Source organism: Hyalangium sp., assembly GCF_035629615.1.
Taxonomy (GTDB): domain Bacteria; phylum Myxococcota; class Myxococcia; order Myxococcales; family Myxococcaceae; genus Hyalangium.
On record NZ_DASPHO010000040.1, the window covers coordinates 1 to 7,687 of the forward strand.

At 66.6% G+C, this 7,687-nt stretch carries 6 protein-coding genes and 1 pseudogene; 2 read left to right on the top strand and 5 right to left on the bottom strand.

The features are described from left to right. The 5 genes and pseudogenes from VD972_RS01785 to VD972_RS01805 all read right to left on the bottom strand — a co-directional run. A pseudogene (locus tag VD972_RS01785) lies at nucleotides 1-206 on the bottom strand (sugar ABC transporter permease YjfF); the annotation flags it as partial. Next, nucleotides 203-1,186 (bottom strand): ABC transporter permease, encoded by a 984-nt coding sequence (locus VD972_RS01790; protein ID WP_324979772.1) that lies wholly within the window; start codon nucleotides 1,184-1,186, stop codon nucleotides 203-205. The pseudogene VD972_RS01785 and the gene VD972_RS01790, both read right to left, overlap by 4 nt. Further along, nucleotides 1,176-2,699, bottom strand: a complete 1,524-nt coding sequence (locus tag VD972_RS01795) for a sugar ABC transporter ATP-binding protein (protein ID WP_324979777.1) — start codon at nucleotides 2,697-2,699, stop codon at nucleotides 1,176-1,178. The genes VD972_RS01790 and VD972_RS01795 overlap by 11 nt, the downstream gene beginning before the upstream one ends. Next, nucleotides 2,689-3,666 carry an ABC transporter substrate-binding protein gene (locus VD972_RS01800; protein WP_324979780.1) on the bottom strand — a complete coding sequence of 326 codons (978 nt, stop codon included), beginning with the start codon at nucleotides 3,664-3,666 and terminating at the stop codon, nucleotides 2,689-2,691. The genes VD972_RS01795 and VD972_RS01800 overlap by 11 nt, the downstream gene beginning before the upstream one ends. Nucleotides 3,667-3,758: 92 nt before the next feature. Beyond that, the gene (locus VD972_RS01805) at nucleotides 3,759-5,570 is read right to left on the bottom strand and encodes a family 43 glycosylhydrolase (protein WP_324979784.1); all 1,812 of its coding nucleotides are present in this window, start codon (nucleotides 5,568-5,570) and stop codon (nucleotides 3,759-3,761) included. A gap of 389 nt (nucleotides 5,571-5,959) precedes the next feature. Between VD972_RS01805 and VD972_RS01810 the strand changes: the two genes are divergently transcribed. Both VD972_RS01810 and VD972_RS01815 read left to right on the top strand, forming a co-directional pair. Further along, the gene (locus tag VD972_RS01810) at nucleotides 5,960-7,558 is read left to right on the top strand and encodes a family 43 glycosylhydrolase (RefSeq protein ID WP_324979788.1); all 1,599 of its coding nucleotides are present in this window, start codon (nucleotides 5,960-5,962) and stop codon (nucleotides 7,556-7,558) included. A gap of 15 nt (nucleotides 7,559-7,573) precedes the next feature. Beyond that, a partial coding sequence (locus VD972_RS01815; protein WP_324979791.1) for a galactokinase family protein occupies nucleotides 7,574-7,687 on the top strand: 114 nt, incomplete at its 3' end.

The following is a 7,687-nucleotide window of genomic DNA, read 5'->3' on the forward strand; positions in this document are numbered from 1 at the left end:
GATCCGACGGAGAGATCGATCCCGCCGGAGAGAATGACGAACGTCATACCCACCGCGACGATGCCGAGCACCGCGTTGTTGGACAAGAAGTTGATGAAGACAGGGAGCGAGAGGAAGCCGTCGTACCGTGCCGCCGCGATGGCATAGAGGAGCACGTACGCCACCACCCCCGCCATGACCGTGATGTGCTTGCGGACGAAGTTCACGCGCTGCCCTCCGCTGGCCGCAGCCGCCGCGCCAGGCGCTCGAACGCAGGTGTCTGCATGTAGCAGACCGCGAGCGCCACGATGGCCTTGATGATGAGCGTGTGCTCGGTGATGACCCCGCGCATCTGGAGCATGATCGTGAGCGTCTGGATGAAGATGGCGCCAATCAACGAGCCCACGAGGTTGGCCCGGCCCCCGGTCAGGCTGGTCCCACCCAGGACCACCGCGAGGATGGCATCCAGCTCCAGGTAGAGCCCGGCGTTGGCGACATCGGCCTCCTTGATGTCCGCCGCCGCGATCAGCCCGGCCAGGCCCGCGCACAAGGCGCACGCCATGAAAGCCAGGATCCGGATGACATGGACGCGCAGACCACAGAGCCGGGCCGCCTGGGGGTTGCCTCCCATGGCCTCGATGTAGAGGCCTGTCGAGGTCTTCCGCAGCAACAGCCCGACGCACAGCGCCACCACCGCGACCAGGAGCGCTGGGAACGGCAGGCCCAGCACGGTGCCGTTGCCGATGAACTCGAAGGCCGGGATCTCGAAGCTGATCTTCTGATCATGGGTGAGCGTCTGCGCCAGCCCACGCCCCACCACCAACATCACCAGCGTGACGATGATGGGCTGGATCCCCGCGTAGGTGACGAGGGCCCCGTTCAAGGCTCCCACCCCCAGGGCCACCCCCAGCGCGATCGCGATCGCCACCGGGACGGACTGCCCCTGCTCCGTCATCAGCAGCGCCGCGATCGCACCCGAGAGCGCCATCACCGAGCCCACCGACAGGTCGATGCCTCCCAGCGCGATCACCAGCGTCATCCCAACGGCCAGCAGCATCACCGGGGCGCCGTTCTGGAAGATGTCCACGAGCGTGCCGAAGAGCCGGCCATCCCGCAGCTCGATCCGCGCAAAGCCCGTGGTGAAGAGCATGTTGAAGATGAGCAGCGCCGCCAGCGCCACCAGCGGCCAGAGGTTCCTAGGGCGCATTGCGTTCCTCTCCAGCGCTCTTCGTCGCCTCGGGCGAGGGCTTCTCCTCACCCGCGATCACCTTCATGACCTCCGGCAGCGTCGTGCGGGTCAGCTCTCCCACCTTCTTCCGATCCCGGAAGATGGCGACGCGGTGGGAGATCCGGAGCACCTCTTCCAGCGCCGCCGAGATGAACAACACCGCGAGCCCCTTCTGGGAGAGCTGGTGGATGACGCGCTCGATCTCGCCCTTGGCTCCCACGTCGATGCCGCGGGTCGGCTCATCCAGGATGAGGAAGCGCGGCTCGTACGCGAGCCACCGGGCGAGGATGACCTTCTGCTGGTTGCCTCCGCTGAGCAGCCGCACCGGCTGCTCCACCGACGGAGTCTTGATGCCCAGCTTCGTCACGAACTCCTGGGCGATCTTCTCCTGCTGCGCCCGGGAGAGGGTGAAGCCCAGCTTGCGCTGCACCACCAGCGCGATGTTCTCCCTTACCGACATGTCCGGGATGATCCCATCCGCCTTGCGGTCCTCGGGGAGGAACGCCATGCCCTGACCGATGGCCTGGCGGGGGCTCCTGGGAAGCGAGCCGTTCACCGTGCCGGTGCTCGGGTGATCCGCGCCAAAGATCAGCCGAGCCGCCTCCGTCCGCCCCGACCCCAGCAGGCCGGCGAACCCCACCACCTCGCCCGCATGCACCGTCAGATCGAAGGGCTCCACGCCCCGCCGGCTCAGCCCCTGGGCGGCGACGACCGCGGGCCCCTGACTCTCGGGAGCCCCGTGGAGGGCCGGCTCCAATTCCTCGGGCACCTTCCCCAACATCTGGGAGACGAGCTCGAGGCGCGACAGCTGAGAGGCCTCATACGTCCCCACGTGCGCACCGTTGCGCAGCACCGTGATCCGGTCGCTGACCTGGTACACCTGGTCCAGGAAGTGGGTGACGAAGATGATGCCCAGGCCGCGCGCCTTGAGCCGCCCGATGATGCCGAGCAGCACCTCGGTCTCGTGGCTGTCGAGGCTCGAGGTGGGCTCATCCATGATGATGAGCCGGGCCTCTGTCTGCACCGCGCGGGCAATGGCCACCAGCTGCTGCACCGCGGCCGACATGGTCCCCAGCGGCTGATCCACCTCCACCTTCAGATCGAAGGTGGCGAGGATCTCCTCCGCCTTGCGCCGCATGGCGCGCCAGTCGATGCCGAACCAGCGCCGGGGCGCGCGGCCCAGGAACAGGTTCTCCGCCACCGTCAGCGTGGGGATGAGGTTGAGCTCCTGATAGATGGTGCTCATGCCCTTGCGCTGGGCATCTCCCGGGGAGACGGGCCGGAAGTCACGTCCCTCGAAGGTGATCGTCCCGCCGTCGCGGGGATAGACGCCGGTGAGGATCTTGATCAGCGTCGACTTGCCGGCGCCGTTCTGCCCCATGAGGGCATGGACTTCCCCTGCACGAACATCGAGGTCCACGCCGGCGAGGGCGTGGACCCCGGGGAAACGCTTCTGGACGCCTCGGACGACGAGGAGCGACTCAGTACTCACGAGTGCCGATGACCTGCGCCGCGTTCGCCTGCTCGAAGAGCTGGTCCTTGTTCTGGGTGAACTTCGGCAGCTTCTCACCCGCGCGGAGCCGGTTGATCGTGTCGAACACGAGGGGCCCCATCAGCGGGTTGCACTCGACGGTGGCGTTGAGCTTGCCGGCGACCATGGCCTCGAACGCGGCCCTCACGGCATCGATCGAGATCACGGTGACGTCCTTGCCCGGGTTCATGCCGGCCTCGTCGAGCGCCTGGATGGCGCCCAGGGCCATGTCGTCATTGTGGGCGTAGACGGCCTGGATCTGCTTGCCGTCCGACTTGATGAAGGCCTCCATCACCTCCTTGCCCTTGGCGCGGGTGAAGTCGCCACTCTGGCTCTTGACGATCTTCATGTCCGGGTACTTCGCGAGGATCTCCTCGAAGCCCTTCTTGCGGTCGATGGCCGGCGCGGAGCCGGTGGTGCCCTGCAGCTCGTAGATGTTGGCCTTGCCGTTCATCTTCTTGGCGAGCCACTCGGCCGCCATGCGGCCCTCCTCCACGAAGTCGCTGGCGATGAGCGTGGTGTAGAGGCTGTCGTCGCTCACCTTGACGCCGCGGTCCACGAGGATGACCGGGATGTTGGCGTCCTTGGCCTGCTGCAGGACGGCGTCCCAGCCCGTCTCCACGACAGGAGCCAGGACGATGGCGTCCACCTTCTGGGCGATGAACGAGGTCAACGCCTGGATCTGCTGGGCCTGCTTGCCCTGGGCATCCGCGAACTTCAGATCGATGCCCCGCTTAGCGGCCTCGCCCTGGATCGACTTGGTCTCCGCCGTGCGCCAGGCGCTCTCGGCGCCCACCTGCGAGAAGCCCACGACGAGCTTCTTCTCGGCGGCGGGCGTCGGGGCCGCAGTCCCACCGGAGGGCTGCTCAGCCTTGTCCGAGGACTGCTTGCTGCAGCCAACCAGCGCCACCAGAGCAACCGCGATCATCCATCTCATTCGTCTCTCCATGTGAGAACGGCAGGTTCCAGACTTCTATACGCAATCCCTCGTGGCCGGGCCAACCCTTGGCCCACCACGGACTAGTCCTTCAGCTCGGAGACACGGACGTACTCGAAGGTGGCGGTGAAGCCTCCGCCCGCCAACGACACCAGGCCGATCCGGGCTCCCGCCCCCAGCTTGTGCGTCCACGTCCCGGCGCGGCTCCACGTGGCGCCATCCCGGCTGGAGTAGGCCGTGTACAGCTCCTCGTCCCCCGAGGCGCGCTTGGCGATCCGCAGCCACACGGTCTCGTCCGCGGGACCACCGAAGGTCTCGCCATAGCGAGGGTAGCGCGCGGGCACGTCCGGGCCTACCTCCTTGGCGAAGGCGATCTGCCGCGTCTCCCAGTTGGAGAAGTGGGTGAGCTTCACGTAGTTGTCATCGTCGCTGTGCAGGAGGAGCCCCGCCTGGACGAAGTTGTGGCAGCAGCTGGTCGGCGGCAGGTTCAGCGAGAACTTCGTCTCCACGAGGTAGTTCCCCGCAGGGGCGGGCTCCCAGAGGATCGAGGCGTTGTCGCTGTCCTCGAAGAGGTCCGCCGGCTGGGTGTCGAAGCGGAAGGCGCCGTTGGCGACCGCGAAGGAGGCCGGAGCCGGCGGGCGCACCCAGCTCCACTTCGCATCGAGCGCACTGCCGTCAAACTCGTCCGAGGCCGCGGCGATGGCGTTGCCCGGCTCGTCCTGCTTCGCGAGGACCAGGGTGTACCGGCTCTTGTACCCGGGCAGCGCGGCTGGCGCAGCTTGCTCGGTGTCCGAGGCGCCCAGGCCTCCGCGCGTCACGGGCCACTCCTCCACCCAGTCCAGCGCATCCATCAGCACCTGGCGCTTGGGGGGCAGATTCCCATCGGGGGCCGGGGCCAGGTAGGGGCTTGTCTTGTCGATGGCGTGGTAGAGGATCCAGTCCTGGCCACCGTGGTCCGTGAGGAGGGTATTGTGGCCCGTGCCCACCCAGCGGTTGCCATTCAGGCCCAGCACCGGTGTGCCGCCGACGCGGTTCGTCGTGAGGCGCACGCCCTCGCGATCGACGAAGGGCCCCCATGGATCCTTGGAGCGCCCAGCGAAGACGCTGTAGCCACTGAGCGGGCCATTGCAGCAGTTCGTGGCAGAGCCCAGCAGGTAGTAGTAGTCACCGTGCTTGATGACGCTGGGGGCCTCGTAGCGGTTGGAGATGGCGACCTCCACCTGGCTGTGCGGATCGGTGGTCAGGCCGTCCTCCGAGAGCTTCCTCACGGAGATGCCGCCGAAATAGCTGCCGTAATACATGTACTTCTCACCGTTATCGGTGATGAGCACCTCGGGGTCGTACACCCAGCGCCGCGACTCACCGCAGCAGGGAGACTCATGAGGCTCCACGGCGGGGCTGCCGGCCTGGGTCCAGGGCCCCACCGGGCTCTCACTGGTGGCGACCCCAATGGCGCTACCACCAGCGATGGTGTTGACGACCGTGTAATACAGATAATATTTGCCGCCAAAGAAGGTGATCTCAGGCGCCCAGATATCCGTGTCTGGCTCTGCCCAGCCCGGCGGCGCGGAGAGGGCGTCTCCGACGTATGTCCATTCTACCAGATCGGTGGACTTCAACATGGGAATGTAATGCTGTCTGTATTTGCCTTCGGAATCCTTGTCCTGATCGTTGAGGGGATCCGACGTGCAGTACATGTACCAGGCCGTGTCCCCCTCCTGCTGTCCCCGGATGGCCGTCGGGTCCGGGCAGTTCTCGACGCGGCCCCCACTGGGGATCGAGACTTTCAGGGGATTGGTGAAGCGCTGGTTGACGAGGGTGGGCTCCGGCGGAGGCGGCGGCTCTGGCGGAGTCTCGTCGTCCGAGCAGGCCGCGACGGTCATCAGTACGAGCACTGGGAGCAGCGCTCCCCTTCGGCTCCAACCTCGAGATGAGGACGGCCCTCTGCGCATGTCCACTTCCCCTTTCGGGATGATGTAACGGTTTGCTGCTCCCGGACTGCCCTGCTTCGGGCGCCATGCAGGAGGGCGGTCTTCTCATACAGGCAGATACAGTGTGTCAAGGCCGACAACGCAGACCCCTTGCCGGGCCGCGTCACACCGCCCTGTACTCAGGTCCAACGGTCAACGCGGCGCGTCAAGCATGTGTCGACTGTTCGACAGAGCTTTGGCGAAAGCCATACCCATACAAGGAGCGCTCCAGAGCCCTGGCGACATGGAGCAGGCCTGATTGACCATTGAATCATCACCGCCATAGGCTGCCGCCCCCCAACCGAGGTGCCCTCATGCGCGCACGCCGCGTATTCCTTTCCGCAGCCCTGTTCTCGTTGACCCTGCTCGCAGCCCTGTCCGCGCCGAGCTGCTCCGATGAGAAGCCTCCTGTCCCGAGTCCTCCCGAAGAGCCGCCTCCGCCGCTCCAGATCACCAACCCCATCCTGCCCGGCGACTTCCCGGATCCGTCCGTGATCCGCGTCGGGGACGAGTACTGGGCCTCGGCGACGTCCTCGGAGTGGGCGCCCCACTTCCCGCTGCTGAAGTCGAAGGATCTGCTCCAGTGGGAGTGGGTGGGCTCCATCTTCCAGACGCCGCCGGAGTGGTCCGAGGCCAACTACTGGGCGCCGGAGCTGGTGGTCGACAAGGGCCGGTTCTTCGTCCTCTATACGGCGAAGAAGAAGGGCGGCCCGCTGTGCGTCGCGGTGGCCTCGGCGCCGCAGGTCTCGGGGCCGTACACCGATCACGGCCCGCTCGTGTGCCAGGAGCTCGGCTCCATCGACGGCGCGTTCATCCGGGATGAGAACGACAAGCTCTTCCTGGTCTGGAAGGAAGATGGCAACAGCAAGGGTCTGCCCACGCCCTTCTGGGCCCAGCCGATGTCCGAGGACGGCACCCAGCTCACGGGCGAGAAGAAGGCCATCCTCCTGAATGACGTGCCGTGGGAGGGCCAGCTCATCGAGGGCCCGCACCTCATCAAGCGCAACGACTGGTACTACGTCTTCTACGCGGGCGCCGGCTGCTGCGGGAAGGGCTGCAACTACGGGGTGGGCGTGGCCCGCTCGAAGAAGCTGCTCGATGGCTGGGAGAAGAACCCGCTCAACCCCATCATGAAGAACAACGAGTCCTTCAAGTGCCCGGGCCACGGCAGCGTGGTGACGGACAGCCTGAACCGGGACTACTTCCTGTACCACGCCTATCGCGTCACGGACTCCGTGTACGCCGGAAGGCAGGGCGTGCTGGACGTGATCACCTGGGGCGAGGATGGCTGGCCGGTGATCAACGCGCGCAAGGGCGTGGGCGGCCAGGTGCTGGCGAAGCCCGCAGCCTGGAGCGATCACTTCCTCTCGGAGACGCTCGTGCAAGGCTGGCAGTGGCCGAACACGCGCAAGCCTATCACGAGCATCGCGGCCGGGATGCTCACTCTGGCGCCTCCGGCCGATCGGGCGGAGGATGTCATCGGTGGGGTCCTGGCTCGCTCCTCCCCTTCCGGCAGCTACACGGCCATTGCGACCTTGGACACGAACGGGATGCCGGCGGGGACGGTGGCGGGACTCTCGGCCTTTGGCGATCCGGAGAATGCGATCGGCGTCGCCCTCAATGGGAGCAAGGTGGACCTGTGGCGTCGCAGGGGTAACAACCACGAGACGCTCGCCAGCCTCGATGCTCCGGCGATGCCGGGCGGGAAGCTGCACCTGCGTGTGACGGCTCGGACGGGCCACATGTTCCAGTTCGCGATGAGGGGTGACGGCGCCCCCTGGACGAACGTGGGCGGCGAGCAGAACGGCGACTATCTGCCGCCGTGGGATCGTGCCGTGCGCGTGGCGCTCACCGCGGGGGGTGTCGCGGGCGCCTCCGCTCGATTCGACTCGTTGCTAATCACCCCCGAATAGTTCAATAAAGTCGGTGTGCCCCCTACCTTCCAGGACCTGTTCGGCCACCCCCCGGAGCTCGTCGCCTCTGCCCCCGGGCGGGTGAACCTCATCGGTGAGCACACCGACTACAACGGCGGCTACGTGCTG

What these genes read in the sequence shown, in the direction of transcription:
- VD972_RS01790 (WP_324979772.1), bottom strand. Translation starts at nt 1,186, where the DNA reads ATGCGCCCTAGGAACCTCTGGCCGCTGGTGGCGCTGGCGGCGCTGCTC.
- VD972_RS01810 (WP_324979788.1), top strand. Translation starts at nt 5,960, where the DNA reads ATGCGCGCACGCCGCGTATTCCTTTCCGCAGCCCTGTTCTCGTTGACC.
- VD972_RS01800 (WP_324979780.1), bottom strand. Translation starts at nt 3,666, where the DNA reads ATGATCGCGGTTGCTCTGGTGGCGCTGGTTGGCTGCAGCAAGCAGTCC.